General features: G+C 48.9%; 23 protein-coding genes. 4 read left to right on the forward strand and 19 right to left on the reverse strand.

Annotated elements, in window-relative coordinates; translation table 11 throughout:
- Positions 1-105: 105 nt before the first annotated feature.
- The 6 genes from ACAN55_RS12585 to ACAN55_RS12610 form a co-directional block, all read right to left on the reverse strand.
- Positions 106-1,416 (reverse strand): 6-phospho-beta-glucosidase, encoded by a 1,311-nt coding sequence (locus ACAN55_RS12585; RefSeq protein ID WP_379132904.1) that lies wholly within the window; start codon positions 1,414-1,416, stop codon positions 106-108.
- A gap of 6 nt (positions 1,417-1,422) precedes the next feature.
- The gene (locus ACAN55_RS12590; protein WP_379132907.1) at positions 1,423-2,424 is read right to left on the reverse strand and encodes an N-acetylglucosamine kinase; all 1,002 of its coding nucleotides are present in this window, start codon (positions 2,422-2,424) and stop codon (positions 1,423-1,425) included.
- A 24-nt stretch (positions 2,425-2,448) separates the two neighbouring features.
- A complete protein-coding gene (locus tag ACAN55_RS12595; protein WP_379132910.1) occupies positions 2,449-3,447 on the reverse strand; it encodes a LacI family DNA-binding transcriptional regulator in 999 nt (332 codons plus the stop codon).
- 118 nt (positions 3,448-3,565) lie between these two features.
- Complete coding sequence (locus ACAN55_RS12600) at positions 3,566-4,915, reverse strand: ABC transporter substrate-binding protein (protein ID WP_379132913.1); 1,350 nt, start codon at positions 4,913-4,915, stop codon at positions 3,566-3,568.
- A gap of 29 nt (positions 4,916-4,944) precedes the next feature.
- Positions 4,945-5,829: a carbohydrate ABC transporter permease gene (locus ACAN55_RS12605; RefSeq protein WP_379132917.1), complete on the reverse strand. Its 885-nt coding sequence runs from the start codon at positions 5,827-5,829 to the stop codon at positions 4,945-4,947.
- Positions 5,826-6,722 (reverse strand): carbohydrate ABC transporter permease, encoded by an 897-nt coding sequence (locus ACAN55_RS12610; RefSeq protein ID WP_379132920.1) that lies wholly within the window; start codon positions 6,720-6,722, stop codon positions 5,826-5,828. Before ACAN55_RS12610 ends, ACAN55_RS12605 begins: the two co-directional genes overlap by 4 nt.
- 277 nt (positions 6,723-6,999) lie before the next feature.
- Between ACAN55_RS12610 and ACAN55_RS12615 the strand changes: the two genes are divergently transcribed.
- The gene (locus tag ACAN55_RS12615) at positions 7,000-7,248 is read left to right on the forward strand and encodes a DUF7667 family protein (protein WP_379132923.1); all 249 of its coding nucleotides are present in this window, start codon (positions 7,000-7,002) and stop codon (positions 7,246-7,248) included.
- A gap of 95 nt (positions 7,249-7,343) precedes the next feature.
- Here ACAN55_RS12615 and ACAN55_RS12620 read toward each other — a convergent pair whose 3' ends face one another.
- The 9 genes from ACAN55_RS12620 to ACAN55_RS12660 form a co-directional block, all read right to left on the reverse strand.
- The gene (locus ACAN55_RS12620; RefSeq protein ID WP_379132926.1) at positions 7,344-9,206 is read right to left on the reverse strand and encodes an ABC transporter ATP-binding protein; all 1,863 of its coding nucleotides are present in this window, start codon (positions 9,204-9,206) and stop codon (positions 7,344-7,346) included.
- The gene (locus ACAN55_RS12625) at positions 9,203-10,972 is read right to left on the reverse strand and encodes an ABC transporter ATP-binding protein (RefSeq protein ID WP_379132928.1); all 1,770 of its coding nucleotides are present in this window, start codon (positions 10,970-10,972) and stop codon (positions 9,203-9,205) included. Before ACAN55_RS12625 ends, ACAN55_RS12620 begins: the two co-directional genes overlap by 4 nt.
- Before the next feature lie 868 nt (positions 10,973-11,840).
- The gene (gene sufB, locus ACAN55_RS12630; protein WP_379132931.1) at positions 11,841-13,238 is read right to left on the reverse strand and encodes a Fe-S cluster assembly protein SufB; all 1,398 of its coding nucleotides are present in this window, start codon (positions 13,236-13,238) and stop codon (positions 11,841-11,843) included.
- Positions 13,239-13,262: 24 nt separating this feature from the next.
- Positions 13,263-13,694, reverse strand: coding sequence for a Fe-S cluster assembly sulfur transfer protein SufU (gene sufU / locus ACAN55_RS12635; protein ID WP_379132935.1), 432 nt, complete (start codon positions 13,692-13,694; stop codon positions 13,263-13,265).
- A complete protein-coding gene (locus ACAN55_RS12640) occupies positions 13,681-14,904 on the reverse strand; it encodes a cysteine desulfurase (RefSeq protein ID WP_379132938.1) in 1,224 nt (407 codons plus the stop codon). Before ACAN55_RS12640 ends, sufU begins: the two co-directional genes overlap by 14 nt.
- Entirely contained in the window at positions 14,901-16,202 is a 1,302-nt protein-coding gene (sufD, locus tag ACAN55_RS12645) for a Fe-S cluster assembly protein SufD (protein WP_379132941.1), read from the reverse strand. The genes ACAN55_RS12640 and sufD overlap by 4 nt, the downstream gene beginning before the upstream one ends.
- 28 nt (positions 16,203-16,230) lie before the next feature.
- Positions 16,231-17,013 (reverse strand): Fe-S cluster assembly ATPase SufC, encoded by a 783-nt coding sequence (sufC, locus tag ACAN55_RS12650; protein WP_379132944.1) that lies wholly within the window; start codon positions 17,011-17,013, stop codon positions 16,231-16,233.
- A 285-nt stretch (positions 17,014-17,298) separates the two neighbouring features.
- Positions 17,299-17,766, reverse strand: a complete 468-nt coding sequence (locus ACAN55_RS12655) for a Dps family protein (protein WP_379132947.1) — start codon at positions 17,764-17,766, stop codon at positions 17,299-17,301.
- 260 nt (positions 17,767-18,026) lie between these two features.
- Complete coding sequence (locus tag ACAN55_RS12660; RefSeq protein WP_379133283.1) at positions 18,027-18,290, reverse strand: YunC family protein; 264 nt, start codon at positions 18,288-18,290, stop codon at positions 18,027-18,029.
- Between the two features lie 242 nt (positions 18,291-18,532).
- Between ACAN55_RS12660 and ACAN55_RS12665 the strand changes: the two genes are divergently transcribed.
- On the forward strand, positions 18,533-19,075 hold the full coding sequence (locus tag ACAN55_RS12665; protein ID WP_379132950.1) for a hypothetical protein: 543 nt from the start codon (positions 18,533-18,535) through the stop codon (positions 19,073-19,075).
- Between the two features lie 88 nt (positions 19,076-19,163).
- Here the strand turns inward: ACAN55_RS12665 and ACAN55_RS12670 are convergent, their stop codons facing one another.
- Positions 19,164-19,547: a DUF423 domain-containing protein gene (locus ACAN55_RS12670; RefSeq protein WP_379132953.1), complete on the reverse strand. Its 384-nt coding sequence runs from the start codon at positions 19,545-19,547 to the stop codon at positions 19,164-19,166.
- Positions 19,548-19,752: 205 nt separating this feature from the next.
- On the opposite strand from ACAN55_RS12670, the gene ACAN55_RS12675 reads away from it, so the two are divergent.
- Positions 19,753-20,163: a hypothetical protein gene (locus tag ACAN55_RS12675; protein ID WP_379132956.1), complete on the forward strand. Its 411-nt coding sequence runs from the start codon at positions 19,753-19,755 to the stop codon at positions 20,161-20,163.
- Between the two features lie 79 nt (positions 20,164-20,242).
- Here the strand turns inward: ACAN55_RS12675 and ACAN55_RS12680 are convergent, their stop codons facing one another.
- Both ACAN55_RS12680 and ACAN55_RS12685 read right to left on the reverse strand, forming a co-directional pair.
- Complete coding sequence (locus tag ACAN55_RS12680) at positions 20,243-21,160, reverse strand: hypothetical protein (RefSeq protein ID WP_379132959.1); 918 nt, start codon at positions 21,158-21,160, stop codon at positions 20,243-20,245.
- Positions 21,161-21,325: 165 nt separating this feature from the next.
- Positions 21,326-22,915, reverse strand: a complete 1,590-nt coding sequence (locus ACAN55_RS12685) for an amidohydrolase (RefSeq protein WP_379132962.1) — start codon at positions 22,913-22,915, stop codon at positions 21,326-21,328.
- Between the two features lie 203 nt (positions 22,916-23,118).
- Here ACAN55_RS12685 and yhbH point away from each other — a divergent pair, with 203 nt between their 5' ends.
- Entirely contained in the window at positions 23,119-24,279 is a 1,161-nt protein-coding gene (yhbH, locus tag ACAN55_RS12690) for a sporulation protein YhbH (protein WP_379132966.1), read from the forward strand.
- Between the two features lie 198 nt (positions 24,280-24,477).
- Here yhbH and ACAN55_RS12695 read toward each other — a convergent pair whose 3' ends face one another.
- Complete coding sequence (locus ACAN55_RS12695; RefSeq protein WP_379132968.1) at positions 24,478-26,532, reverse strand: methyl-accepting chemotaxis protein; 2,055 nt, start codon at positions 26,530-26,532, stop codon at positions 24,478-24,480.
- Between the last annotated feature and the right edge of the window lie 9 nt (positions 26,533-26,541).

Genomic DNA, 26,541 nt, shown 5'->3' on the forward strand with positions numbered 1-26,541 from the left:
TAAACTTCTTTTGTTCCATAAAATGCTCCCCATACAGTAACAGGCTTTTATTATTTCACCTGTCTACTATATGGGGAGCATATCATGCCGGGACACTCTCTTTGACTATATAGATGATTTGAAGAAAGCAGGAAGATACGCCTTGTTCTTCTCCAGCATTTCATCCATCAACTGCTTAGCCACGGATACCGATGGTACCAGCGGATGATGAACAAGCGCCTGCAGAACAAGTCCGCGATCCCCCTGCACCGCTGCATCAATCGTCAGTCTCTCATAGGTTTTGACCGCATGAATTAATCCTTTAACGTGCTCCGGAACTCTTCGGACCGGAAGCGGAATAGGTCCATTCCCTGTCACGATACAGTTCACCTCAATACAGGCATCCTGCGGCAGAAAATCAAGGATTCTTCCGTTTCTCACATTAAGTGTCTGGATATCCCGTTTATCGTTATATATGGAATCCATAACATTAACAGCCGCTTCCGAATAATACGCGCCTCCGCGTTGCTCCAGCTGCTTTGGTTTTTCCTGAAGAGTCGGATCTTTATATAATTCGAACAGTTCATTCTCCACCCGTTTTACCACTTCGGCACGGGTTCCACCCTGCTCCACAGATTCGAGCTGTTCTTTAAGCATAATGTCTGTCATATAGAAATATTTCAAATAATAGGATGGCAGGGCCCCTAGAGACAACAGAAATTCAGAATCCCATTCACTGGGCGGTACATTCTTCGCGGTATATTCCTCACGCTGATCCAGAAGCTCCGGCAGCTTATTCTCCCCGTTCACGAGCACCTCAGTTACCCAGTGCAGATGGTTTAAACCTACGAACTCGGTATAGATATGCTCGGCTTGTGTCTGATATTTCTGAACCAGCATCTTTTGCAAACCGATAGGGGCGTTACACAGACCGATGCTCTTAACGCTGGAATACTTCTGGATCGCTTCGGTAACCATGCCGGCAGGGTTGGTGAAATTCAGCAGCCATGCATCCGGGCTGAGTTCCTCGATATCCCGGCATATATCCAGCAGCGCAGGAATCGTCCGAAGTGCCTTCATCATCCCTCCCGGACCTGTAGTCTCCTGTCCAATTACCCCATATTGATTGGGAATATGCTCATCCCATTTACGGGCTTCCAGCAATCCTACACGCATCTGTGTAGATACGAAATCAGCTCCCTCAATCGCCTTTCTGCGGTCAAGCGTCAGGTGAAGCTCAATTGGCAGACCCGATTTCTCAATCATTCTTCTTGCTAAATTCCCGACAATTTCAAGCTTATGTCTGCCCTCTTCAATATCTACCAGCCATAATTCCTTAATCGGCAACTGATCATAACGCAGCAGAAAGCCCTCTACAATCTCGGGTGTATAAGAGGAGCCCCCTCCAATGACTGCAATCTTCAAACCTTGTTTCATTTATACTCACACTCTTTTCGTCATAGTAATCGAATGAAATTCCTGAATCGTCTTAAGCTGGCTGTAGGCTTCCGGCGAGAGAGCTTCTCCTGATGACTCCAACGCCATCCATACTGCCCCGACTACCGGCTCTACCGCAAGCTTAACCAAATTCACACCGGGTGCAACTCTTTTAACGGCTGCAGCAATGGGAGCGTGGATGAAATCCCCTTCTCCCCGGGTGACAATGCTCCCAGCAAGAACAAGATCGAAGGTCTCCCCTTCCATACCAAGACGGCGAATCACCGCGCAGGCTGACTTGCCAAGTTCTTCACCCTGATGCGTCAGAATATCCTGTGCTACCTTATCGCCTTTCATAGCCGCTTCAAAAGCCAGCTTCGCAATGTGAATTGGCGGAGTCAGATTATGGTCGAGATAGTCATCGAGCATCTCATCGACGTTGTTATATTGAAGGACTTCCAGCAGAAGCCCGGTAAGCATCGTCGGGATCTCTCTTCCATCCCAAGCGCGGATCACAGAGCGAAACACCTCTACCGACAATGCCCCCCCGCCACCGAAATCTCCGAATAGATAGGAGAAACCTCCGCACTGAAAGAAATCCCCCTGCCGGTTTCTCCCCGCGCTGTTGGTTCCACTTCCGCATATCAATACAACACCATATGGTCTGGTTGTGCCAGCCCGCAAAGCAATCTGTGTATCACAAACAATGCTATGCCGGGGAAAGCCTAAAGCGGCGATCATTGGCCGCAGCACTTTAAAGTCCGTCTCTCTGTCCGCTCCTGCCAAGCCGAAGCAGGCATGCTCAATCTCATCCGGTGTTAGAGCAGCTATGTGCAGCGCCGTGTCGACGGCCTGCCCGATATTTCTTCTGGCTATATCATAACCGGTCTGGTGATTACCGTTCCCGGCTTCACCCATGCCGAGAACGTTCCCATACTGATCCGTAACGAGCGCGTAAGTTTTGCTGCCTCCGGCGTCGACGCCCAAGTAATATTTCAAAGGTACCACTCCAGCTTCAAGTAAAATGTTGTGTTAATTAATTCTCGCTGTCGATTCCCGGATAATCAGCTCGGGTTCAAACTGCAGCGGCAGCGATACATCGGGTATTGCAGATTCATTAATCCATTTCAGCAGCAGATCCACACCGTACCGGCCAATCTTCTCAGCCGGCTGGCGTACCGTAGTTAGCCGGGGATGAAGTTCGGACGCCACCGACTGGTCATCAAAACCGACGATGGACACCTCCTGCGGAACCCGTACACCGGAATACTGAAGCGCGTTAATTACGCCGAGGGCAATATTATCATCCGCGGCAAAAATGGCAGTCGGCAGATCTCCGCTTTCCAGCCATTGCTGCGCAATGGCATAACCCGAGGCAATCGTGAACTCCCCACGCTGTACAGCATGCGGGACCAGTCCGGCTTCTTCCAGTGCTATACGGAATCCGTGCTCTCTTTCCCTGCTGCTAAGGAACGGATCGGGTCCGCTAATATGAGCGATTTTGCGATGTCCCAGATCTATGAGATGTCTGGCGGCATCATACCCGCCTTTCCGGTTATTCACAATGACCGAGGGCACCGAAGGATGCTTTAACTGGTTATCCAGCATGACAAAAGGTAAGTTCTTCTTCTTTAATTCCTGCACGTAGGTTTCCTCGTGAATCGGAGAGAGCAGGAATACGCCATCCACACGGTCTTCCTGAAACAGAGGGCTTTGCAGCGCATCCTCTTCAGGAGAATAGACAGAGATGGCCAGGAAATACCCATGCTCTGTCAGCCGGTCATTAATTTCTTTTACGACTAGATCAAGAAAGGAATCATCCAGTGTCATCAGTGTAAGACCGATAATTCCTGTCCGGCCGAGAGCTAAGCTGCGTGCGGCAGCGCTTGGCTGGTACCCTAACTCCTTCATGGCTTGCAGAACCTTATCCCTATTCTTCGGCCGGACTGAGTCTGAGCGATTCAGTACCCGGGACACGGTAACAACCGAGAGACCGGATTTCTTGGCTACATCGAAGATACTTACTTTCATGTCGGATCTCTCCATTTACTGTAGGTTTCAATCCTTTAATTATATCACACGAGTTCTCACGGAAGCCTGCAGATCAAGGGGGTCCAAGGTTCCGCACACGCCTCGGCCCCCTCCATCATTATTTGTTCAGGCGGGCCAACAGCTTCTCCAGCTTATCTTGAATCACTGGCAATACCTCGTCAGCTGCCTGTTTCCCGTTCTCTACGCCGGACAGCTCATTGATAAACAATTCGTTAATCTGCGAGTAGTTGGCAATGAGATGATTATAGGATTCGAAACCGTATTTGTACGCTCCTTCATAGACCTGCTTGATATCGGCAGGATCAATGCCTTCGAAATTACTGTAGTATTTCTCTGCAGCCTTCTGGTTCACGGGCGGATTGCCTCCGCTCAGCTCGATCGACTGCTCCTGAACCTCGGTGGTAATGAGGTATTTGATCCACTCCAGCGCTTCCTGCGGATGCTTTGAATCCTTCAGGATGAATAGCGGATCGACGTAAAGAACGCTTCTTACTTTCTCATTCGGGCCCTGCGGAACGGCGGCTACTCCCACTTTGAAGTTGAAATCCGCAGCAGCGGCAAGACTCCAGGAGCCTACCACCGACATTCCGATTTTGCCGGAGAGGAACGGATCACCGAACTGCCCGGACACAGACTTAGAGAAGGCCGGGGTCGGCGAAATCTTTTTATCCCAGATCAAGCCGTAAATGGTCTTGTAGGCATTAATAACTTCCGGCTGGGTCAGGTTAACTGCAGAAGGTTTGCCGCCGTTACTCCATGTATCATCAGAGTACACATTCGCTCCGAAATACTGCGGCCGCTGGTCCCGCTCGCCCCACCCGAAATCCACACCGTATTGCGCCTCGGCCAGATTCGTTGAATCTACCGTCATTTTGCCGGCGTAATCGACCATTGTATCAAATGTCCAGCTCTTGTCTTCATAATCTGTAGGAGGGTACGAAAGCTTGGCGGCATCGAACAGGTCCTTATTATAGAGCATCACGGTCACATAGCTGTTAATCGGAATCCCGTACGTCTTGCCGTTGACTTTATAGATGTTCATGACATCTTCCGGAATGTTATAGTCGGCAGCATCGAAACCATCTTTCTCCATAAGCGGAGTCATATCGAGCAGCATATTCTTGGTATAATACTCCATGAAGCCGCCGTATCCCCAGTGCGAGGTCACATCTGGTGAATTACCTGCCGCGATAGATGACTGAAGCTTGGAATCAAACTGCTCATACGGTGCTTTGGTCACTTTAATCTTGATCCCTGGATGGGTCTTCTCAAAATCGGGTATCAGCTTCTCCACAAAAGTCCGGTCCGGTGAATCAATCGTATAATGGGTTATGGTTACTGTATCTCCATCACCATTTCCACTGTTTTGCGAACAGGCAGAAAGGGTCAAAGTTAAGGTAAGCATGATACAGACTAGCACTCCTGCATATCTTCCGTGCTTCTTCATGTTCGAACTCCCCCTGATTATGAAATGATTTACTTGATTCCTGTTAGCACTATTCCTTCCACGAACCGCCGCTGGGCAATGGTGAACAACAAGATAATCGGCAGCACCGACAGAAGGGAAGCGGCCATCAGCAAATTCCATGGTGCAATACGAAACTTGGAGGAGAGCATAGCCGCCATGCCGATTGGCAAGGTGAAATTCTCCTGTGAATCCAGATATAACACGGGTGCCAGCAGATCATTCCAGCTCCAAATGAAGGAGAACACCGCAACAGTTGCAAGAACCGGACCCGATAAGGGCATGGTAATATTCCAGTACAGCCGGAACTCACTGCACCCGTCGATCCGCCCGGCAGCATATAATTCGTTAGGGAGTGAGGCAAAGAATTGTCGCAGCAGAAAGATCATGTACGCAGAACCGAAGAATGTTGGCAGAATCAATGGAAGCAAGGAGTCATGCAGGCCAAGTTTCGTAAAGAGCAGAAACTGTGGAATCATAATCGCCGGATAAGGCAACATCATAGTACTGAGAACCAGGACGAACAGCACATTCTTCGCTCTGGACCGGTACCGGGCAAAGCCATACGCCACAAGGCTCGAAGATAATACGGTTCCGATTACCGTCATTACAGCAACAACAATGCTGTTCCAATATTGGCGGCCAAACTTGAGATCAGAATTCGTGAACAGCTTAGTGAAATTGTCCCAGGCATAATCCACAGGCAGCAGCGTCGGCGGGTAAGCAAGCATCTCTTTGGTAGTCTTAAGCGAAGTGGATATCATAAACCATAAGGGTGACAGCATGGCAATCGTAACGGCCAGGAGAATGAGAAACCCAATGGCTTCAAATGGCCTTATCGCGAACTTTGGCCTGCGTGTGATCCCCTTATGCTGTTCCAAAACAACACGGTTCATCGCTCCTCCCCTCCTTCGTAATAAACATAACGCCCGGATGTTTTTAGAATCAGGAATGTCACCAGCAGGACCGCTACCAGCAGAAGCCAGGCCATCGCCGAAGCATAGCCATAACGGAAGTTCTTAAATGCGTTGATGTAGATGTTGTATACGTAGAACCAAGTAGAATAGCTGGGACCGCCTTGGGTAATCGTATAAGCCTGGGTAAATACCTGAAAAGAATCAATGACTCCAATAATAAGCTGGAACAGAAATACGGGTGAAATCATAGGAAAGGTTACATTCAGAAAAGACTTCCAGCGTCCCGCCCCGTCAAGTTTGGCCGCTTCGAGCAGGCTCGCCGGAACTCCTTGCAGCCCTGCCAAAAAGATCAGCATACCAGCCCCCATCCCCCAGAAGGACATAATGATCAGTGCCCAAAGCGCATACTTCTCATCAAGGAGCCAGGGAATTGGATCTACACCGAACCACGACAGTACATAATTGAACAATCCCGCCTGGGGATTGAATACCCAGAACCACAGCAGCGCCATGGATACACCGGAAATCATACTGGGAAAATACATCGCAGTGCGGAAGAAGCCACGAAACGGAACCTTCTGGTTGATCAACAAGGCGAACACAAGTGACAATACAAGCGTGATGGGTACACTAATAAAAGAGTATTTAAGTGTAACTTTGACGGAATTCCAGAACTGAGAGTCATGAAACAGCTCAGTGTAATTTCCGAGCCCGATGAAGACAGGACGATTAATGATGTCATACTCCGTAAAGCTGTAATACAATGATGCACCTACGGGGAACAGGGCGAAAATGATAAAGCCGAGAATCCATGGTGAAGTGAAAGCATAGAAGTGTCGGCTTTCTCTGCGCATTTCTCTGGATAACTTCATGGCATACCTTCCCTTCGCATAATTCCGTTGGCATCCTAAAAGTTTAAGCGCTTTAACTTTTAGGTATAAAAAGTATCACCCCGCCCCTGTGCTGCGCATCAAAGTATAAGCGCTTTAACTTTTGACTAAATTATAGTCTACCATCAAAATGATTTCAATACTTTTATTGTGGTTAACGAAGGATCTCCAGAAGCGGGTATTGATATGAGGCACTTCGGCTACACTCATAAGTAAGGCGTACCCTCTACATCTTCACATGCAAAGGAGATGCATACAAATGCTACCCGTCCACGAACGGCTTGCCGAATTATATACCCTCAGCCGCCAGCGCAAGCTGGATCTGGTTGAAGCTGCCGAAATGCAGCAATGCCTCCAGGTGAATGCCAAGTACTGCTGGGAAATGTCCTGCCTTAACAATGAAGCGCTGCTGGCAATGGCTACCGGCGATAAAGAATGGCAGCAATCCATAAGCTATGCCATAACGGAACTGCGCCTAACCGGCAAACGGGCCAAACGGCCCAACTAAGCACCCACAAAAGCCAACCCGAATATAAAAAGGCAAGCGACATTCATCGCCTGCCCTTCCACGCTTATACCGCTGAGTACCAAGCCGTAGTTCCATTAAAGGAATCGGAACTGCGCTTCAATCAGCCCGTTATAAATTCCTTCCCGGTCCGTAAGTTCCTTGTGTGTGCCTTCTTCCTTGATTTCACCGTGGTTCAGAACGACAATTTTATCTGCATGCCGGATGGTAGACAAACGGTGGGCTACAATAAACGAAGTGCGCCCCTGAAGCAGAATCTTCAGCGCTTCCTGAATTTTCAGTTCTGTCTCTGTATCAATACTTGCCGTTGCCTCATCGAGAATCAGAATGCGGGGATTGGCGAGCAAGGCTCTGGCGAATGACAAAAGCTGGCGCTGTCCCATGGACAAGGCACTCCCGCGCTCCTCCACCTCTGTATCATATCCCCGTGGCAGCCTGCTGATAAATTCATGGGCATCCACAGCCATGGCTGCCTCCTCGACTTCCTTGTCGGTAGCATTCAACCGCCCGAAACGGATGTTATCACGGATCGTACCGGAGAAAATAAAGGTATCTTGCAGCACGATACCAATCTGCTCCCGCAGACTTTGCAGGGTCACCTCGCGGATATCTCTGCCGTCAATAGTAATTTTCCCGCTCGTAATGTCATAGAAACGGCTGAGCAGATTGATTATCGTGCTTTTTCCTGATCCGGTGTGGCCAACTAGCGCAATGGACTGCCCCGCCTTCACTTTGAGGTCAATACCCTTCAACGCCGCCCGCCCTTTCTCATATTCGAATACCACATGCTCAAAGCGGATGTCTCCGCGGATGGTGGGCAGCGGCTGTGCCCCCGGAACATCCTTCACCATTGGTTCTTCATCCAGGTATTCGAATATCCGCTCCGACGAAGCCATGGCGACCAGCAATTGGTTGTACATCTGCCCGAGGCGGTTGATCGGGTCCCAGAAGTTGCTGACATAGGTGCTAAATGCGACCAGCGCGCCGATCGTAAGCTGCCCCGACTGAATCAAATGGGCACCCAGCCAGAACAGAATCATCGTTCCCAAGCCACCGGTCACCTCGATGATCGGCCCAAAACCCTGGTTCATCGCTGAAGCTTTATTCCATGATTTGCGGCTGTCCATGTTCATGGTATCGAAATACTGCATATTCTCCTGTTCCTGCGTGTACGCCTGTGTCACCCGAATGCCCTGAATGGATTCATTCAAGTGGGAGTTGATTCGCGAGTTCTTGATCCGTACATCCTGCCAGGCCATGCGGATCTTCTGCCGCAGCTTAGTGGAGACAAAGAACATAATCGGCACGGTAACCATGACCGCAAGCCCCAGCTTCCAGTTAATCAGCAGCAGAATCACCATAATCCCGGCAAGCTGCACACAGTCGATCATGAGGTTGACCGCACCATTGGTGAACAGATCCTGAAGTGAGTTAATATCATTCGTGACCCGCACCAACACGGAACCCGCCGGTCTTTTATCAAAAAAGTTAAATGAGAGCTTCTGAATATGCCGGAACAGGTGCGAACGCAGATCATAAATCACCCGCTGCCCGATCACATTGGTATATTTGATCCGGTATACACCGGCAATCCACTGGATCAGATACAGCACGACGACGCTTGCTGTAAGTAGGTACAGTAGAGTCAGGCTTGTATTTCCATCCGCCGGGTTAATTGCCCGGTCAATAGCCAAACTGGTCAGAAAAGGTACCATGAGCTTGGTTATCGTACCCAGGACCATCATAATCAATACCAGGGGCAGCATCTGCCTTGCATAAGGTTTCATATAGCTGAACAGCCGGACGAACTGTTTCCAGTCAAAGGCTTTATCGATCTGATCGTCATCCTTGTATACGAACCGTTCTTTAGTGGAATCATTCGTCTGGGTCTTGTTATCGGCAAAAGCAATACTTCCCGCGGGTTTAGTCTCAAGCTTCATTCCGCAGCACGCTCCTTCCCTCCAGTGTCTCTGGTCAGATAATCTGCATACTGGATCCGGTAGACATCCCGGTAAGGACCCGGCACTTCAATAAGCTCCCGGTGAGTCCCTCTCTGTATGACACGGCCCTCGTCAAGAACAATGATCTGATCCGCATGCCGGAGTGAAGAGATCCGATGGGCGATAATCAGTGTCGTGCGCCCCCGCATCACTTCCTGGAAGCCGGCTTGAATTTCGTGCTCCGTCTCCATATCCACGGCACTGGTCGCATCATCTAGAATGAGAATTCGCGGATTCTTGAGCAGCGCTCTGGCGATGGCAATCCGTTGTTTCTGTCCGCCGGAGAGGCCCATACCCCGTTCACCTACAACCGTATCGTAACCCTCGGGCATCTCCATGATGAACTCATGAGCCTTGGCCAGTTCAGCCGCGCGGATAATCTCCTCCATGGTTACATTGTTCAACCCGTACGAAATATTATTGCGGATCGAGGAGGAGAAGAGGAAGGTCTCCTGAAAAACAGTAGCGATCTGCGAACGCAGGCTATGTACCGTGTATTCCCTAATGTCCTTGCCATCCAGCAGAATATTCCCTTCGTTCACATCATAGGCGCGCATCATCAGCTGGGTCACAGTAGACTTCCCTGAGCCTGTCCCTCCGAGAAAACCGATAACGGAACCTGCGGGAGCGTCGAAATGAATATCCGTCACCGCCGGCATCTTATTCCCGTAGGCAAAAGTAACATGGTTAAAGGTAATATGCCCCTGCACCTCTGCAGCTTTCAGTTCTCCTGCGTCCTCCTTGTCCTTCACGTCAATCCGCTGATTCAGCACCTCCAGTACTCTCTCGCCAGATGCCTTGGACTGGGTATAGTTATTGATATGGAATCCGAGTCCCCATACCGGCCCGATGATATACCAGATCAGACTGAAGAAGGCAACCAGCTCTCCCAGAGACATGTGTTTATTAATGACCAGCGTTCCGCCGACACCGAGCAGAATGGCTACACTCACCGATGCGAGAAGCTCCATGACCGGAAAAAAACGGCTCCACAGCTCAGCGGCAAAAATCTGATTATTCTTGTAACGCTCATTACGGTGGGAGAACTTCTCCACCTCATACCCTTCCCGGGCAAACGACTTCACGGTCCGGACACCCGTCACATTCTCCTGAACGGCTGTTGTAAGTGCACTTAGCGCCATTCGCATCTCCTGAAACGCAGGATGAATCTTAGATTCAAATCGGAAAGCCACAGCAGCTAAGAATGGCATCGTAATCAAAGTGACCAGAGTAAGCTGCCAATTAAGTGTGAACATCATGATAGAACCGAAGGCAACCATAAAAAATACATTCAGCAGTTGGGCAAACCCGAAGCCGATAAAGAGTCGGATCGCTTCCAGATCCCCGGTCAGCCGGGACATCAGGTCTCCTGTCTTAGCCGTATCATAATACCGGAAGGACAGAAACTGCAGCTTCTCGTAGCAGCCGTTTCTCAACCGGTAGGCGAGGAAGTTGCCCAATCGACCTCCAAAAAAACCATGCAGAAACTGAAGGCAGGCTTTAATAAAAACTACGCCTAGCACAGTTAGCGCAAGCACTGGTACTGCCTTGAAATTCATTGGAACAATTACTTCATCAATCAGCTTTCTGAGTAAATTGGGAATGATCAATCCTACTGATGTTGCAGCGGCCAGGCATACAATCGAAAGATACAAATAATGCAGCTTCTCCCGGTAAAAGCCCCGCAGTTGCCTGAGAACGTCCATCTCTTTCCTCCTTAGAGCTATTTCGCGTAAGCGGCTTAGCAGACAAGGCTTAGCCTAACTTCACATAGCATCTTTCTATATTTAGCGCTTCCATTTTAGTGACTTTATGCAGTTTATCATCCCTCTTTTAATGCGGCAAAGCGTAGAATCACCCATTTTCCACTTGATATGCGACAAATTGGTGCTTAACCTCAAGGTTATTAACTATCCTTTCTTTAAATACTCTGATTTCCTCGTAAATGCTAATGAATTAAGGTTAGGGTTGATTCAACTGTTACTCCGAGATGTGCATATGGTTGATGAAAATCTTAAGCATGTACTGCCTCATAATAGAAAAATCCGCCAGCCTATGGCTGACGGAGACTTTGGGAGTGTGAGACTATACCCAAAATGCTTTAGTGATGATTACCAGCAAGATATAAAGCACCAGAATTGCCGTTGTCGATGTCCAGCCTACCAAAGGACCAGGACCATATCCATTACCAACACATTCACCCATTAGTGATTCCTCCCTTGTAATTGAGTACACCATAGCGTATGCGGATTTCCCTGGTCTGCTTGGGTGAATGCACCGGTTCCCGGAACATTAAGCCATAATAATATTCGGGCTGTCCCCCTGCTTCACGGCTTTCACCTAAAGGTTTATTTTGCTTCGCAATTGATATTAAGCAGTCTTTATTCACACATTAACCAAACACCCCGCCACTCTAATAATGGGTAGCGGGGTGTCGTATGTATATCGCGGTTTCCTTAGACCTTTGGTATTGTGTCTGGCCAACTAAAAACGTGTCCGAGGCTTTGACACTAAAGTATCAAAAGCACTGCGGACACGTATTTGTATTCCACGGAGAAGCCTAAGTAAAATCTGTTACCCGATAGACCCTTCCATCTCGAACTTAATGAGACGATTCATCTCTACCGCATATTCCATCGGCAGTTCTTTGGTAAATGGCTCAATAAAGCCCATAACAATCATTTGGGTCGCTTCGGCTTCGGTGAGACCGCGGCTCATCAGGTAGAAGAGTTGCTCCTCGGATACCTTGGAGACGGTTGCCTCATGCTCCAGCGTAATGTTGTCATTCATGATCTCATTATACGGAATCGTATCTGAAGTAGACAGATTATCCATAATGAGTGTATCGCATTTAATGTTCGACTTAGCACCTTCTGCCTGACGGCCAAAGGAAGCAAGTCCACGGTAGGTTACCTTACCGCCGTGCTTGCTGATCGATTTAGATACAATGGTTGAAGTTGTATCCGGAGCCAAGTGAATCATCTTGGCACCCGCATCCTGGTGCTGGCCTTTACCGGCTACAGCAATAGAGAGTACGGAGCCTTTGGCGCCGCGGCCTTTTAGCACAACCGCAGGATATTTCATCGTCAGCTTAGAGCCGATGTTGCCATCCACCCATTCCATCGTGGCATTTTCTTCAGCAACCGCACGTTTGGTAACGAGGTTATAGATATTTGGTGCCCAGTTCTGGATAGTAGTATAGCGAACCCGGGCATTTTTCATGCACAAAATTTCAACAACCGCGCTGTGCAGAGAGTTCGTGCTGTAGATTGGAGCCGTACAGCCTTCAACATAATGCACGAAGCTGTCTTCATCGGCAAGAATCAGGGTGCGCTCGAATTGTCCCATGTTCTCGGAGTTAATACGGAAGTACGCCTGCAGCGGCACTTCGCATTTCACACCTTTCGGAACATAAATGAAGCTTCCGCCTGACCATACCGCACTGTTTAGTGCAGCAAATTTATTATCAGATGGTGGAATAATCGTTCCGAAGTATTTCTTCAGCAGCTCCGGATGCTCCCGAAGAGCAGTATCGGTATCAGTGAAGATAACACCTTGATCTTCAAGGGTCTTCTGCATGCTGTGGTAGACAACTTCAGATTCGTATTGTGCCGATACGCCGGCCAGGAACTTCTGCTCCGCTTCCGGAATGCCCAGCTTGTCGAAGGTTTCTTTAATTTCCGAAGGAACCTCTTCCCATGTCTTCCCTTGTTTCTCCGAAGGTCTTACATAATACTGAATATCCTCGAAATCCAGATCGTCCATATTGCCGCCCCATGTAGGCATCGGCATTTTGCGGAACTGTTCCAGTGATTTCAGGCGGAAATTAAGCATCCACTCCGGTTCATTCTTGATTGCAGATATTTCTTTGACAATTTCGGCCGTCAAACCTTTGCCAGACTGGAAAATCGACTTGTGCTCATCCCGGAATCCATACTGGTACTCTTCCATCTCGGGCGCTTTCTTCGCCATGGTGTCAGCCTCCTTGTTCTACTGTTATTTGTGTTCTTCTTCCCCGTCGATCCCTTTACGCAATGCATTCCAGGCCAGGGTGGCACACTTGATGCGTGCCGGAAATTTATTCACTCCCGATAGGGCTTCGATATCTTCATAATCGTCAAACTCAACGTTGTCGCCCTTCATCAGGCAAGAGAAGCGCTCCGCCAGATCAAGAGCCTGTTCTACGGTTTTGCCTTTGACCGTCTCCGTCATCATCGAAGCCGAAGACATGCTGATCGAGCAGCCTTCTCCGTTGTAACGGGCGTCCTTCACAACCCCATCTTCCACTTTGAGTTGAAGCGTGATCCGGTCGCCGCAGGTCGGGTTATTGAGTTCTATCTTCATCGCATCATCATCAAACGAACCGCGGTTCCGGGGATTCTTATAATGATCCATAATTACGCGTCTGTACAAATCATCCAAGTTCATCGGCGAAATACTCCTTTGTCTTGATTAAGCCCTGAACCAGCCGATCAACATCTTCTTCGGTGTTATACAGGTAGAAGCTGGCGCGCGCCGTTGAGCTGACTTTCAGCCAGCGCATTAGCGGCTGGCAGCAGTGATGGCCGGCGCGAACGGCAATGCCTTCCGCATCCAAGACCGTTGCTACGTCATGAGGGTGAACGTCTCCCAGATTGAAGGTCACGACTCCAACCTCACGATTGCGAGGTCCATAGATCGTAAGTCCGCCGATCTCAGACAGACGCTGCTCCGCATAAGCGGCGAGCTTCATCTCATGACGGTGTATTTCATCCATTCCAACCGACTGCAGGAAATCAACGGCTGCCCCGAGTCCAACGGCTCCGGCGATAATCGGGGTGCCGCCTTCGAACTTCCAGGGAAGCTCTTTCCAAGTCGATTCGTAGAGACCTACATCATCAATCATTTCGCCGCCGAATTCCACCGGCTCCATAGCTTCGAGCAGCGATTTTTTACCGTATAATGCTCCGATTCCGGTAGGAGCCAGCATTTTATGCCCGGAGAGGGCGTAGAAATCACAATCCAAATCCTGCATATCTACCTTCATGTGCGGAGTACTCTGCGCGCCGTCTACAACAATGACTGCCCCATGTCGATGGGCGATAGCCGCTAACTCCTTCACCGGGTGGGTAACGCCCATAACATTGGATACATAAGCGACAGCTACAATTTTGGTCCGGTCTGTAATTGTCTTCTCGGCATCCTCCAAAGTAATGGTTCCATCTGCCTGGAGGGGAATAAATTTAAGCGTGGCGCCAGTTCTTTTGGCAAGCTGCTGCCACGGGATAAAATTGCTGTGATGCTCCATTAGTGTAATAACAATCTCATCGCCTTCCTTAACGGCCGAAGAGCCGTAAGAAGAAGCTACAAGATTTAGCGCCGTTGTGGTGCCGCGGGTGAAGATAATTTCTTTGGTGCTTCGTGCATTAATGAATCTGGCCAGCTTCTCTCTGGCACCTTCATAAGCATCCGTTGCCCGGCTGCCCAGTGTATGGACACCGCGGTGTACGTTGGCGTTGTCCCACTCGTAATATGACTTAACCGCTTCGATGACCTGGCGCGGCTTCTGGGAAGTCGCCGCACTGTCCAGGTATACAAGCGGGTGGCCGTTCACCTGCTGATTCAGGATGGGAAATTGCTCCCGGATAGTGCTGATCATTGACCCAACTTCCTTTCCACAAGAGATTGGAGCTGATTGCGCAGTCCCTCCAGTGGAATTTGCGACACAACGGGAGCCAGGAAGCCATAAATAACAAGTGTTTCCGCATCATGCCGTGAAATTCCCCGGGACATCAGGTAATATACCTGTTCGGGATTGACCTGTCCTACGGAAGCGGCATGGCCTGCTGTAACATCATCCTCATCAATAAGGAGGATCGGGTTGGCATCACCGCGCGCTTTTGGACTTAGCATCAATACTTTCTCTGTCTGCTGGCCATCGGCACGGGTTGCGCCTTTTTCTATCTTGGTAATTCCGTTAATAATTGAAGTGGCTGCATCACGCATCACCGCGCGCGTGATCATGTTACTTGGAGTGCTTTTGCCGAAATGCTGAGCTTGGGTTGTATAATTCAGCTTCTGCGAACCTGAGCCGACTGCAATAACCTTGGCATTCGAGCTCGATCCGTTGCCTTTAAGCACCGACTTGGTGTCGCTTGCGGTGTCTCCATAATTCATTTCACCGACGATCCAGTCAATCTCGCCATCATTTGCTACGACTGCACGGCGGTAGGTAACATCGGTAATATCTTCTCCAAGCTGATGCACTGTAGCATAACGAACCTTAGCACCTGCTCCAACAAACACCTCCACCGCGCCATTATGCAGGCTGGCTTCGGTCTTATCTGAAACATAGTTATCAACATAAGTAACAGAGCTGTTGCTGTCGGCTACAATAAGAATGTGCGGAACAAAAGCAGCTTCGGCATCATCGGTAAGAAGTACAGCCTGAAGCGGTGTTTTGACTTCAACATTACGAGGTACATATAGGAATACTCCACCGTTCCAGAGCGCTGCATGCAACGCCGCCAGGGAGTTCTCTCCAGGCAGTACGGCTTGATGCAGATATTTCTGAATCAAATCGCCATGCTCCTTGACTGCAGTAAGTAAATCGGTGAAGATTACTCCCTGCTCCACCAGTTCTGGTGCCAGTCTTGTATATACAGCGCCTGAGTTACGTTGAATAATCAAGCTTCCCTCTTCCTGATCCTTTACCAGTGCAGCAATAGAGGATGGAGCTTCGATAAGTGAAGTAATGGAAGGGCTGGTCTTATAGTTTACGGACTGATCTAAGTTCCAGCGGTCAATCCGGGTCTTCTCCAGTTTGGGCAGGTTCAGCTCTGCTGCCAGCGCCAATGCCGCCAAGCGGCTTTCCTTCAGCCATTCCGGCTCGCCGTTTCTTTGCGATAACTCGCTTAAACGTTCGGCATCCACCGGAAGTGTGGTTTGCGTCGTCATATAGTGGTCTCCTCCTTCCCGGTGTGTTTTAAGCGTTCTGTCCTACAGTCTCATCTTCAATGCCAAGCTCTTCTTTGATCCATTCGTAACCTTCGGCTTCCAGACGTTCAGCAAGCTCAGGTCCTCCGGATTTCACAATTCGACCCTGCATCATTACGTGTACAAAATCAGGTTTAATATAGTTCAATAGCCGCTGATAGTGGGTAATAACCAGGAACCCACGGTCTTCGCTGCGCATGGAATTCACACCGTCGGCTACAATACGAAGTGCATCAATATCAAGGCCGGAGTCAATCTCGTCCAAAATTACGATCTTAGGATCCAGCATCATCATTTGCAGGATTTCATTCCGTTTCTTCTCACCGCCGGAGAAACCTTCGTTCAAATAACGGTGCAGGAACTCAGGGTTCATCTCCAGTTCCTTCATCTTCGCTTCCATTTGACGAATGAAACGGATCAAAGAAATCTCGCTTCCTTCTTCTCGGCGTGAATTAATCGCACTGCGCAAGAAGTCAGAGTTAGTCACTCCGGAAATTTCGCTTGGATACTGCATCGCCAGAAAAAGACCGGCACGTGCGCGCTCATCCACAGCCATTTCCAAAAGATCCTCACCTTCAAGCGTTGCAGTTCCCTCAGTCACTTCATATTTAGGGTGACCCATTAGTGCAGAAGCAAGTGTACTTTTACCTGTACCATTGGGACCCATAATCGCGTGAATTTCTCCGCCTTTCATTGACAGATTGATTCCCTTGAGAATTTCCTTCCCTTCAATTGTCGCTTTCAGTCCCTCGATAACAAATTCTGCTGCCATAAATAGTATTCCCTCCATTATTCGATTTGCGAAATCAAAAGCGGTATCTGTATTGTAAACAGGATGTCCCTGGTTGCCAGCACAAGTAGACCTAATTGTAATACTGAGTATCACATTATAATTATTATAAATTAGATCATAGTGATTATCAATGATTCTCATTAAGTTTATTACAAACCAATCTTTTTTACAAACGTATTCCCTTGTCCAAAAGACAAAAAAATAAAGCCTCCTTTCTGAGGCTTTATTGTAAACGTAGCCATAGAAATCCCTTTACCGGGATACTCAGCCGAGGAAAGAACGCAGCATCCATTGCTGCTTCTCCAGATCACTACGAATCTTAATGAACAAATCTGCAGTTGGCTGATCGCTGGCTTCTTCCGCCAATTCGATCCCCTCAGTTAATTCCTCCGACACGGTTGCGAAATCCTCAATTAAAGATTGAATCATTCCGCGGGTGTCTTCTTTGCCTGTAGCTTCTTGTATCGTTGAAAGCTCCAAGTATTCTTTCATAGTAGCAGCCGGTGACCCTTTAATTCCCAGAAGACGCTCAGCCACCTCATCCATTTTGAGTGTAATATCATTGTACAATTCTTCAAATTTCACATGCAACGAGAAGAACTGTTCCCCTTTAACAAACCAGTGAAAGTTATGCAATTTAACGTACAATACGTTCAGGTTAGCCACCTGACGGTTTAAGGTTTGCTCCAGTGATGTTGTGTTTACTTTATTGTTTTCTTTAGCTTTAGCCATGATCTTATCCCTTCCTTATCCGATAGTGTAGCCGGTTTCCCGTTGTTCTTCCCGGCTCTGCCCTGCAGTGGTCTATATTCATCTTACCCTTCCGGGTACAAGACGAAACAAGGAAATGTTGAGATATGCCCGTCCTGTTACCTAGGATGAACTTCGATGACACAGCTTATCCTTATATATATGCAAAGATCTACAACTCATGCAAAAAAGGAGCCTAAGGCTCCTTGAAAATGGAAGCTTATCTATTTCGCGGAGACTTATCAGACCATCCGCAGCAAAGCTTCTGCTCCAGTCATACCCGGGAGTATGCCCAAATGTTCAGCCTCCGTTGTAACAGACTCCATCGGTGCGGCCAACAGCTGTTCCAGCGTACGGACGCCTACTGCCCTGGCGGCTATAATATGACGGTCGCCCAGACGATCATTCAACAGTCCGATATCCAGTGCTCCGCACATAATGTATCCTTTACTTGTGCTGATGCTAAGTAGTGTTGTCTTAGGCAGCTTGACTTCCACACCAAGCATGATGTGATCACCTACGACGATGGGTTCAAGGGTAACCAAATTAAAGCACCTCCTCTTCTCGCTTACACGATGTATGTGTATGCCTTAACACTTGACAATGTGTGGATGGCAGTCCTGTACAAACAATTTATAGCAAAGCGCAAGTCCTATTTGTCACTTGTGAAATCGTCTGGTTATTGATTTAATAGTGATAAGGTTATATACTAAATAACCGCATTCCTAATAATTAAGCCGGGGGACTTATGGACAAGAGACTTCAAAGCACTGACGGAAACTACCTATTCAACGTCGATATCCTAATTAATGCCCGTACCAACCCGCTTGCCATGCAACTTTTGCTCGAGCTGTTGAACAACAACGATAAAGTAACTGATTTCAAAATCAATTCCGGTATGGAAATGGGAAGAACGATCGACAACCTTCTCCGTTCTGCGAAGCTTGCTTTGCAGCAGCAGGAGGCAGCTGCTCCCAAACCGGTCAAATCGCCTGTGGACAGAGTGGTCAATCCCCAAGTCAAAACAAATCAGCCACCCTCATCTAAACTTTCCAATCAGCCAAAGCAATCTGAGCCAGCGTTGGGACCTGCAGATGTATTTGGCCAAATTCGTAAATATGTTCAGAACAATCAGCTAGTTCGTATCAGAGCCAATCGTCATGGGAAGCAAGTTTCTATGCCATGCCGGATTCTTAACTTCGATGAAGCGGCCAATACACTTAGTGTGTATCATGTGGATGAGAAGCAAGTGTACACCTTCAAACTTAACGAAATTGACGAATTTTTGTAAGTTCCGCTACCAACAATAAACAAGCACCCTGCCTTATGAGCAGGGTGCTTGTTTATTAATTTTCTTTTTCATAAAATGGCAGCAGATGCTACATATCCGTTCTCCGGGAAAGAGCTTCCAATACAAGCAGTAACCAGCCGGCAAGAAAACAAATACCGCCCAGCGGTGTGATTGCTCCGAGCACCTTGATGCCGGATATACTAAGAACGTAGAGACTTCCCGAGAAGAGTATAATGCCTGATATCAGCAGCCTGCCAGACCACCTGAGTCTGGAGCTTTCTCCCCACTGGCCCACTATAAGGGCAATTAGGATAAGGCCGAGCGCATGTACCATATGGTATTGCACACCGGTTTCATACACCTTCATAGCGTCTTCACCAATCATCGGCTTCAGCAGATGTGCACCGAACGCCCCAATAGCTACTGAAAGCATCGCCAGTAAAGATCCCCAAGCCAGAAACGTACGCTGCATGGTATACATCTCCTTCATTTAAATGCTGCCTATAGCATGGTGTTCCATCCCCGAACGGAAGGTCTTTTTATCTTAACGTATTGCAGGACTGTTTTTCCAGCCGCGCTTTTATATATTTTCCAATTGGGGGGTTGCAATTCATGTCGTCTTATGAAAAAGTGAGCATGTACCCTGTTACTTTTATCTGCTGAAGGAGTGTCACTACATGGATGATAATTATTTGTCGAAATCAGATCCGCTTGAACCTTCCCTCCCGTACGAATCGAAGTATAACCTGAAGCATTCCGGCCCGGGTATCGCTTCCTTTGTCATCTCCATCGTCTCCATTCTGGGCTACGTCATTACTATAATTACCGTCTTTGCCATGGCCAGTTCCATTATGAATGAATTCGGTGAAATGACCAATGACGCCTCACAGTCGATTATGTTCTTGGGATTTGCCGTGCTGGCACTGGCCGCACTGAATGTCGTGGGAGTCGTTCTCGGTATTATCGGACTTATTATCCGCAACCGGAAGAAAGTACTGGCAATTATCGGTACGATTCTCAATGGAGTCGTCATTCTGTTCTTCATGTTATTAATTGCGGCAATACTCATCAACGCGGGAACGGTATAAACGCATCCCACATGACTAAGGGCTGTTTCAGGCCGTTAACGGCACTTGAAACAGCCCTTTAATTCAATTATCCAATCTACTATTGGTTTACGATCGAATTAAGCGAAGAATAGACATGCGGCGGGAACCCTTCGAGTGCATCACCCATAGGAATATGAAGCTTGAAAATATAACCCTGTCCGTCGATTTCCTTCACTATATATTTCATAATGCTGCCCTTTCCGGTAGCTGACAGAAACAGTCTGGCATCCGACATGGAATCCGGTCTGTCCACTTCAGTAATCACACTCACCTTCCCTGTCTTCGCCAGTTCCTCTTGTCCTTCCAGCTTCAAATAATCCAGATTGAAATCCGAAGGCAGCTTGATAATATCGGCATAATAGTCCTTATCAATCGTCAGAAACAACCGGTTCTGGTCCTGATCAAACGTTAGGATATCAAGCACATACAGGGCATATCCGTCACCATGGGCAAGTTTGGCAACCTTATCTTCAACATTGCCTTCCAAATTCAATTTCATGGTCATGTTCTGCGGCAGTTCAACCTCCCCGGCAGCCCCCCCACTATCTTCTTCTGACAGCGAAAGCTTGGACAGGATGCGTTGTTTCAAAGTGTCATCGTTACCTACTAGTTTCTCCACGAACTCAAACACAACTGGATCATTCATCTGAAGTGTCTCCGGAACACTTTCGGTTCCGGCTCCAAGTTCAAACGCAGTAGGTCCTTCCTCCGTTTCTATTTCTACCGAGTGATTATCAATCTGTCCTATATAAGTACCGCTACCCTGAATTACCACTGGTTCTTCAGCAGGAGGTTCTGTGGAAGGTGCCGGACTGGCGGTTACAGTAGGCAATGGTGATGCGGATGCGGATGCCGTTGCAGTTGGAGGATTCTCTTGACCTGGAGCTGCAACCGGATGATCCCCTCCGCAGGAAGACAGCAGCAACAGACTAGCAAGTGATGCGACAATTACAGGCAATACGTATCTTGTTCTCATCTGAATACCTCCTGTTCATAGATGCATAGTGAATTCTGTCGTACTACATATATAAACGTGTTCGTCTTAACCAAGGTTGCAGGGTTAACATTACATTACATTACATTACCCTCTTTCATAGGTGTACTAGCACTGACATATTAAAGTACCCTTACCCGCTAAACCCTAGACCCGATAGGAAGTCTCTCCGTTCACCACCGTCATTCTAACGTTGACCTTCAGCAACTCCTCTGAATCCTTATACACATCCCGGTCTATCACTGTGAAATCCGCATAGTGGCCTGGAGCAAGTTCTCCTCTTAGATTGTCTTCACCGGCTGCGGCGGCACTTCCAGCAGTGAACAATCGTATGGCTTCCTCAGTGGTCAACTTCTCCTGTGGCAAATATCCTTCGTGCGTCTCCCCCGGTTTGCGGCGGGTTACGGCAGCATGCATGCCCAGGAACGGATTCAGCGGTTCGATTGGAGCATCGCTGCCACTCGCGCAAAGTATGCCTGCATCCAGAAGTTTTTTCCACGCGTATAGATAATCTGTTCTTGCCGAGCCAACGCGGTCTAGTACCCAGGGGAAATCGCTTGCCACAAAACGCGGCTGAATATCGGCGATGAGCCGGAGGCTCCGCATTTTCTCCACAAGTCCAGCATTCAGAACCTGGGCATGGATGAAGCGGTCAGGCAGCGGTGCATCCATAGGTAATGCTGCTGTCTTCATCGCCTCAAGGGTCATGCGGGCAGCCGCATCCCCGATGGCGTGGACAGCCACAGGAAAGGACATTCTTCTGGCGGAAGCCACAATTTCATTCAGCTTATCCTGGGTGTGAATCGCGATTCCAGAGGTATGCAGAGCGTCGCTGTATGGATCCTCCAAAAGAGCCGTACGACCGCCGATCGCACCGTCAGCGAACAGTTTCACAGCGCCCAGACGTAACCACTCGTCGCCTGATCCAGGCTGAAGCCCCAGCTCTTCTACCTCCTGAAGATATGTATAATACAGTAGCTGATGGGTGCGGAAATGCAGCCCTTCCTCCCGGAGTTCCCTATGAATACGCAGCATAGTATCTACGCTGCCAAGCAGCCGTAAGTCCTCAGTGTGGGCAGCGGTCAGCCCTAGTGACAGGGCGTCCTTATAGGCGCGTCTCATGGCTGCTTTCAAGGCGGCATAATCCGGCACCGGTTGCACAGCGGCAAACGGTTCGGAAGCATCCTCATAGATCCAGCCGTTCAGACGACCGGCATTGTCCCTTCCATAAGCACCAGAGGCGAAATCAGGAGTACTTTCGGTAATCCCGGCCCTGCGGAAAGCTTCGCTGTTCGCTAGAAAAGCATGAAAGCAAGTCCGTGTCAGATAAACCGGATGCTTGTCCGTTACAGCGTCAAGTTCAGTCATATTCGGTGCTTCAGCAGGCTGGAACTCGTTCTCATTCCAGTTCAGACCGAGTATCCATTCCCCTGCCGGAGTTACCTCTGTCCGTCTGCGGATCATTTCCAGCATCTCTTCCTTCGAAGTAACGCCAGTGAAGTCCAGCATGTCCAGCTTCAATCCGTGCATGCCCAGATGCAGATGCGCATCTACAAGGCCGGGAAGTACATAACCCCCATCCCAATCCACCGTATGATACGGTTTGCCGGACAATTGCAGGGCTAGTTCACGGCCGTCCCCGATAGCGGCAATTCGCCCGTTCTCAACATATATTGCATCTCCCGCAATCTTACTGGATGACGGCAGAACGCCATTTGTAAACAAGGTTGCTGTCATAGGTAGCTGCTCCTTCTCTTATTCAATGTAACTCCTATTGTAGTATAGGCACAAACGGGATGCACGCTGCCGTATAATTGCAGCGAATGGGGCAGACATTCCGGCATTATCACATATCCCCCATCCCCATGAATATACTTTAGTTACAACCTGCACTTTGAAGTAGCCTGTACGGAATTATATTTCTTGGGAGGTGGTCAGACATGCAACCGCAGCAGCCCTTCACATTCGTTGTATCCAAGGAAGACTGGTCCCTGCACCGGAAAGGCCATCAGGATCAGGAGCGTCATCAGCAGAAGGTCCGGGACGCCATTAAAGATAATTTGCCAGATCTCGTAACCGAAGAGAACATTATCATGTCGGACGGCAGGCAGATTGTGAAGGTGCCGATCCGCAGTTTGGATGAGTACCGGATCATCTATAATTACCGTAAGCAGAAGCATGTTGGTCAAGGTGATGGAGACAGTCAGGTGGGCGATGTTCTGGGCCGCGAGCCTTCATCTGCCGGTCCGGGCAAAGGAGAGAAGGCCGGGGATCAGCCGGGACAGGACACGATTGAGGCCGAAGTGGACTTGGAAGACCTGGAGGATATCCTATTCGAGGAGATGGAGCTTCCGCACCTGAAGCCGAAGGATAAAGAGGAGATTGAGGTCCAGTCCATCGTCTTCAACGACATCCGCAAAAAAGGAATGATGTCCAATATCGACAAAAAGCGTACCCTGTTGGAGAATCTGCGCCGCAATTCAAGCGCGGGACGGCCCGGCATTCACGGCATCAGCCCCGACGATCTGCGCTACAAAACCTGGGATGATATTACCGTCCCTCACTCCAATGCCGTGATCATCGCCATGATGGATACCTCAGGTTCTATGGGCACGTTCGAAAAATACTGCGCACGCAGCTTCTTCTTCTGGATGACCCGCTTTCTGCGCCGCCAGTATGAGAAGGTGGAGATCGTGTTCCTTGCCCACCATACAGAGGCGAAAGAGGTCACCGAGCATGATTTCTTCACCCGGGGTGAAAGCGGCGGCACGATCTGCTCCTCCGCTTACCAGAAAGCACTGGAGATTATTGATTCCCGCTATCCGCCATCCAAATACAACATTTATCCGTTTCATTTCTCCGATGGCGATAACCTGAGTTCTGACAATGAACGCTGCGTGAAGCTGATCGCGGAGCTGCTGAAGCGCAGCAATATGTTCGGCTATGGGGAAGTGAACCAGTACAACCGCAGCAGCACCCTCATGGCGGCCTACCGCCACGTCAAACACGAACAATTCATGCATTATGTCATCAAGGATAAAAAAGAAGTGTACCAGGCTTTGAGGACCTTTTTCCGGAAACGTGATGGTGTGCAAGGGTAATGATGTGCCATAGGATAAAAAGGGTGACCCAAGCGCCAAATGAAATGCTCCCCATACAATAGACAGGTGAAATAACGAAAACCTGTCTCGCTATGGGGAGCATTTTGGCGGTTCATGGTTTTAATTTGATACTAATTGGATAAACGCAAAGTGTAATTCGTTCTTTTATCAGGAAGTATCGGCTCAACTGCAATGTACTCATCCACTGAACGATACAAGCGACTGCTTCAGGGATTCCGCCAGTCCTTCCAGCTTCGCAGACAAGGCGACCAGCTCTTCACTGACGATAAACTGTTGGGAAGACATAGAAGCTACTTCTTGCGTAGCAGCATTGGTCTGCTCAACAACTGAGCTGACGCTGGCCATCGACTCACCTAATTGCTGCTGGAACTCGACCAGCTCCGAGATTGCGGCTGAGGATTCACCGATATGGTTGATAAAATGCTCCATTTCCTCTTTTACACTCTCAAATATAGTAGAGGATTCCCGGACGCAATGAATCTGCTCCTGGAACAGCGGGGCCGCCTCATGAACCACCTTCACTGTATTCTCGATATGGTGGCCGATTTCATCGGTAATCCGTGAGACGGATTGAATGGATTGACTGGACTGGTTGGCGAGCTGACGGATTTCATCCGCGATCACAATAAATCCCCGGCCTGCGGCTCCCGCACGGACCGCTTCAATAGAGGCATTAAGTGCGAGAATATTCGTCTGCTTGTTCATATCGATCATCGGGGCAAGGATACTGCGGATCAGATGGGTGCTCTGCCGTAGTTCATCTGTATGCCGGACGATGAGATTCATCGTTGACAGTGAGGTCTCGCTTTTCTCCACCAGTTCCTTCATCAGCTCTGATCCTTGGCCGCTGACCTCAATCACCTTGCCGGCGGAGGTGTCCATCACTTCATTGATGCCGGATACCACAGTCATTTTGTGGCCCATCGTCTCTACGCTTTCGTTACTCTTCTCCGCTTCAGCCGCGAGACTCGCAGCTCCTAGCGCGATATCGCCTGTTGCATTCGCTACTTCCCTTGCATGGAGCGAGGTGGTGCTGGAAGCCTTCACAAGCTGCTCCGAGGTAGCCAGAACTTCGTTGGCAGATGATCCGCTTTGACCGGCAAGCAGTGATATCTGCTCCATCATCCGATTAAAGCTATGACCAAGACGGCCGATTTCATCCTGATTCTTAAAGTTCGTCCGCACCTGGAGATTGCCCTTCTCGCCTTCTTCCATAAGATCTGCCAGCTTGTGAAGCGGACCGCCGATTAACCGCGCCAGGAAGAAACCCATCAACACCGCGATTAAAGCGGCAGCCAATACAACAGATAACGTTATGTATAGAAGTTTATTGGCTGATTTCGTAAAATCACTGACTGGTGCATAGCCCAGCATGGTCCATTTTGCTGTTTCGAGTGGCTGATATACGACAAGCTGAGGATCCCCCTGCTCATCCTTGGCTGTGAAGGAGTGTTCCTCCGCTTTGGTCTGTTCCTTGCTCACTTTTATAAACGAAGGCTGTCCAAGCAAAGCAACATTCGTGTTGTAAGTGATCGTTCCTTCCGTATCCAGAATCCGCACCACACCGGAGGTTCCAATATGAAGATTGGACAATACATCGGTCAGCGCTTTCCCTTTAATCTCAATGAGCATGTAATATTCTGCTTCGGGATGCTTCATATTCCGTAGCAGCCTGCCCATAGTTAGTGAAGGCTCACCGTAGGAATCGAAGAAGCCCTTAGGCCGTACAGGGAACCAGACTGGATTACCCTTAGCACTCTCAATCTCCTTCAGACGTTTCTCAACGCCTTCATCCTTCCGGATCGAGCTGGTACCGGTTGATTTGTAAGACTCCACATCGACCAGGCTTTTGGAGACCAGCCGAATTCCATACATCCGGTCGTCCGAGCCTTTTACTGAATCCAGCTTTCGGCGGATGCGGTCTTCAGCGGCCACTTTCTGCACGGTCCCCGCAGATGGATTATTCACCAGCTCCATATCGGCCTTTAGTACAGGATCTACAGCAAATTGTCTAGAAAGCGCTTCATACTCGGCGAACAAAAAATCCAACTTGTCCGCTGCCTGGACCACAGACTGCGAAGAAGCCGCCGCTACTTCACTCGTAATGATTCCTTTGGCTGCATAATATGAGGTTAAACCCAGAACGGATGACAGCAGGACAATGGTCAAGAATAAAATGGCAAACAGCTTCACTCCAACAGACTTCATTTGAACAAGTTGTATTCTTCTCATTCCCTTTTC

Origin of the sequence: Paenibacillus oryziterrae (genome assembly GCF_042610485.1) — a bacterium.
Taxonomy (GTDB): domain Bacteria; phylum Bacillota; class Bacilli; order Paenibacillales; family Paenibacillaceae; genus Paenibacillus_AQ.

Excerpts from the sequence above, each read along its gene's own strand:
- ACAN55_RS12585 (WP_379132904.1), bottom strand. The coding sequence starts at position 1,416 with ATGAAACAAGGTTTGAAGATTGCAGTCATTGGAGGGGGCTCCTCTTAT.
- ACAN55_RS12595 (WP_379132910.1), bottom strand. The coding sequence starts at position 3,447 with ATGAAAGTAAGTATCTTCGATGTAGCCAAGAAATCCGGTCTCTCGGTT.
- ACAN55_RS12600 (WP_379132913.1), bottom strand. The coding sequence starts at position 4,915 with ATGAAGAAGCACGGAAGATATGCAGGAGTGCTAGTCTGTATCATGCTT.
- ACAN55_RS12605 (WP_379132917.1), bottom strand. The coding sequence starts at position 5,829 with ATGAACCGTGTTGTTTTGGAACAGCATAAGGGGATCACACGCAGGCCA.
- ACAN55_RS12610 (WP_379132920.1), bottom strand. The coding sequence starts at position 6,722 with ATGAAGTTATCCAGAGAAATGCGCAGAGAAAGCCGACACTTCTATGCT.
- ACAN55_RS12615 (WP_379132923.1), top strand. The coding sequence starts at position 7,000 with ATGCTACCCGTCCACGAACGGCTTGCCGAATTATATACCCTCAGCCGC.
- ACAN55_RS12620 (WP_379132926.1), bottom strand. The coding sequence starts at position 9,206 with ATGAAGCTTGAGACTAAACCCGCGGGAAGTATTGCTTTTGCCGATAAC.
- ACAN55_RS12625 (WP_379132928.1), bottom strand. The coding sequence starts at position 10,972 with ATGGACGTTCTCAGGCAACTGCGGGGCTTTTACCGGGAGAAGCTGCAT.
- sufB (WP_379132931.1), bottom strand. The coding sequence starts at position 13,238 with ATGGCGAAGAAAGCGCCCGAGATGGAAGAGTACCAGTATGGATTCCGG.
- sufU (WP_379132935.1), bottom strand. The coding sequence starts at position 13,694 with ATGAACTTGGATGATTTGTACAGACGCGTAATTATGGATCATTATAAG.
- ACAN55_RS12640 (WP_379132938.1), bottom strand. The coding sequence starts at position 14,904 with ATGATCAGCACTATCCGGGAGCAATTTCCCATCCTGAATCAGCAGGTG.
- sufD (WP_379132941.1), bottom strand. The coding sequence starts at position 16,202 with ATGACGACGCAAACCACACTTCCGGTGGATGCCGAACGTTTAAGCGAG.
- sufC (WP_379132944.1), bottom strand. The coding sequence starts at position 17,013 with ATGGCAGCAGAATTTGTTATCGAGGGACTGAAAGCGACAATTGAAGGG.
- ACAN55_RS12655 (WP_379132947.1), bottom strand. The coding sequence starts at position 17,766 with ATGGCTAAAGCTAAAGAAAACAATAAAGTAAACACAACATCACTGGAG.
- ACAN55_RS12660 (WP_379133283.1), bottom strand. The coding sequence starts at position 18,290 with ATGCTTGGTGTGGAAGTCAAGCTGCCTAAGACAACACTACTTAGCATC.
- ACAN55_RS12665 (WP_379132950.1), top strand. The coding sequence starts at position 18,533 with ATGGACAAGAGACTTCAAAGCACTGACGGAAACTACCTATTCAACGTC.
- ACAN55_RS12670 (WP_379132953.1), bottom strand. The coding sequence starts at position 19,547 with ATGCAGCGTACGTTTCTGGCTTGGGGATCTTTACTGGCGATGCTTTCA.
- ACAN55_RS12675 (WP_379132956.1), top strand. The coding sequence starts at position 19,753 with ATGGATGATAATTATTTGTCGAAATCAGATCCGCTTGAACCTTCCCTC.
- ACAN55_RS12680 (WP_379132959.1), bottom strand. The coding sequence starts at position 21,160 with ATGAGAACAAGATACGTATTGCCTGTAATTGTCGCATCACTTGCTAGT.
- ACAN55_RS12685 (WP_379132962.1), bottom strand. The coding sequence starts at position 22,915 with ATGACAGCAACCTTGTTTACAAATGGCGTTCTGCCGTCATCCAGTAAG.
- yhbH (WP_379132966.1), top strand. The coding sequence starts at position 23,119 with ATGCAACCGCAGCAGCCCTTCACATTCGTTGTATCCAAGGAAGACTGG.
- ACAN55_RS12695 (WP_379132968.1), bottom strand. The coding sequence starts at position 26,532 with ATGAGAAGAATACAACTTGTTCAAATGAAGTCTGTTGGAGTGAAGCTG.